Source organism: Oleiphilus sp. HI0125, assembly GCF_001635355.1.
Window position 1 is genome coordinate 1 of record NZ_LWGF01000748.1, and the last position, 2,140, is coordinate 2,140.

Consider the following 2,140-nt stretch of genomic DNA (forward strand, 5'->3'; position numbering starts at 1 on the left):
GGTGGACGAAACACCGGCTCGATATAGTCAATCGGGTAGAAATTCATAACTCTAGTAAAAAGTTTGTTCGTTAAACGGGGACGATATCACACATGCCAGAGGCGATCACTTCACCACGTAAGTGCACTAACTCGCTTGTTTGAAAAGGATAGCTAGTGTAGGGGTGCCCTTCTGTTAAGAGGCTGACTAGCTCTCCAAGCAATGGCATATGCGCCACAATCAGCAAGGTTTGATCATCGCGTAATAAATTTAGCTTTCTTGTCGCACGCTCAGGGTCAGAATCAGGACGAAGAAACGTCTGCTCTTCGACGATAAGACTATATTCTGATGAAAATAATTGCGCTGTCTGTTGTGCTCGCATCAAGTCACTACACCAGATGTCGCTTACAGACATATTCATCTTAGATAGGCGAAGAATAGTTTCTTTTGTCTTTGCAATGCCGGCATCGGTCAATGGACGTTGTCGATCACTTGGCGCATCAAAAGATGCTTCACCGTGACGGCACAAAAACAAATCAATCATTCGTACTATCTCGCTTGCTCTCGGGTTCTGGCCAGTCAGCGAAAGGGAACGGCTTTTCGTCTGAGGAGAAACTGATAAATTCAGAGATTTGCTTTAAATACACACCCAGTCGCGCACCAAAATCCTTAAGCGTTTCACTTGGTTCGCCGACTGTCACACTCAAAATACTCTGAATTAAAGCGATCACCGCAATGACGATCTCAGAAAAGCTGAAAACAACACAAAACAATAAAACATACGCGATACGCATTAAATTTCATCCTTCGGTAAAGTATATTCAACATCTGTATTACGCTCAGCGAGCATCAATCCTTTTACAACCATTGAGATCGGCTGCTGCTCATACATAACCTTATATAAGCCCTGCACGAGCGGCATGTAAATATCATGTTCATCCGCATAGCGTTTTACCTGCTTAAGCGTGTTCACACCCTCAGCGACCTCACCCAAGCTTTCGATTGCTTGCTCGAGGTTTTTCCCTTCGCCAAAGGCAAAGCCCACTCGGTAATTTCGGCTCAATGGAGAACAACACGTTGCGATTAAGTCACCCACGCCAGATAAACCTAGAAAAGTCATCGGATTCGCGCCCTGACGCTCAGCAAAACGTCCCATCTCAGCAATGGAACGTGTTAGCAGCATAGCAATCGTGTTCTCACCTAATTTCTTAGCCGCAGCAATGCCAGCAATAATCGCGTAGATATTTTTGAGAGCACCGCCAAGCTCTACCCCGTACACATCGGCACTCGCATACACTCGAAAGTATTCGCAGCTAAGCGCTTCTTGCACAATACGGCGCAAATCAGAATCTTCACTCGCAATTACAGTAGCGGTAATTTCATGTTTCGCAATTTCTTTTGCGAGATTAGGCCCACCCATGACACCAACACGATTGTTTGGCAATTCAGAGCGAAGAATATCGCTCATCAGATTTAGTGTGCCAGGTTCAATGCCTTTAGTCGTACTAACAACCATCTGTCCTTCAGAAATGAAGCCTGAAACTTGCTCCACAACCATACGAAATGACTTACTAGGGATAGCAAAAAAGATAACATTCGCGCCATCGACCGCAGTCTGAAGATCGCTACTGACGGATAAGTTTTCGTGAAGTACTAAATCTGGCAAGTATCGTTGGTTGATACCCGTTTGTTGAATCTCTTGAACGGCGTCTTCATTGCGCATCCAAAGAGCAACGTCATATCCATTCTCAGCAGCAATATTTGCAATGACGGTGCCGAAGCTCCCACCACCAAGAACGGCAATGCGTTTGCAATCGCTCATTTAAAAATCTCTTGAATAACTTACAGGGCTAGCCTGCTTTAAAGGTCACAACGTCGTTGCCTTCTAGTGCATCAACAAGGTCACGAAACTTCGTACAATTGCTCTCGTTAATGTCCATCAAGACTTTATGCGCTTTTAAAACCGTCTGGCGCATTTCTTCTTCTTGAAGAGGGCTTTGTGGCATTTCTAACAGTTCTGACTCATTTTCAATCGGTTCACGCGTAATCAAGAAAACGCTGTCAAAACCCATTGACTCGATAACTCGGGTGACGTCTGGATTGGTAGAAACAATAGAGGGTAAAAAGTGGGACTTTTCTTTTGCTTTTACAGCAAGCTTGG

The 2,140-nt window shown here is 44.7% G+C and carries 3 protein-coding genes and 1 pseudogene; all 4 read right to left on the reverse strand.

The annotated features are described in order from the left end of the window. Positions 1-70: 70 nt before the first annotated feature. Positions 71-523, reverse strand: coding sequence for a phosphohistidine phosphatase SixA (gene sixA / locus A3762_RS11275; protein WP_082869089.1), 453 nt, complete (start codon positions 521-523; stop codon positions 71-73). Beyond that, complete coding sequence (locus A3762_RS11280; protein ID WP_068476442.1) at positions 516-773, reverse strand: DUF4389 domain-containing protein; 258 nt, start codon at positions 771-773, stop codon at positions 516-518. Before A3762_RS11280 ends, sixA begins: the two co-directional genes overlap by 8 nt. Continuing rightward, on the reverse strand, positions 773-1,801 hold the full coding sequence (locus A3762_RS11285) for an NAD(P)H-dependent glycerol-3-phosphate dehydrogenase (protein WP_068755552.1): 1,029 nt from the start codon (positions 1,799-1,801) through the stop codon (positions 773-775). Before A3762_RS11285 ends, A3762_RS11280 begins: the two co-directional genes overlap by 1 nt. Positions 1,802-1,829: 28 nt before the next feature. Then, positions 1,830-2,140, reverse strand: a pseudogene (locus A3762_RS27525) (anti-anti-sigma factor); the annotation flags it as partial.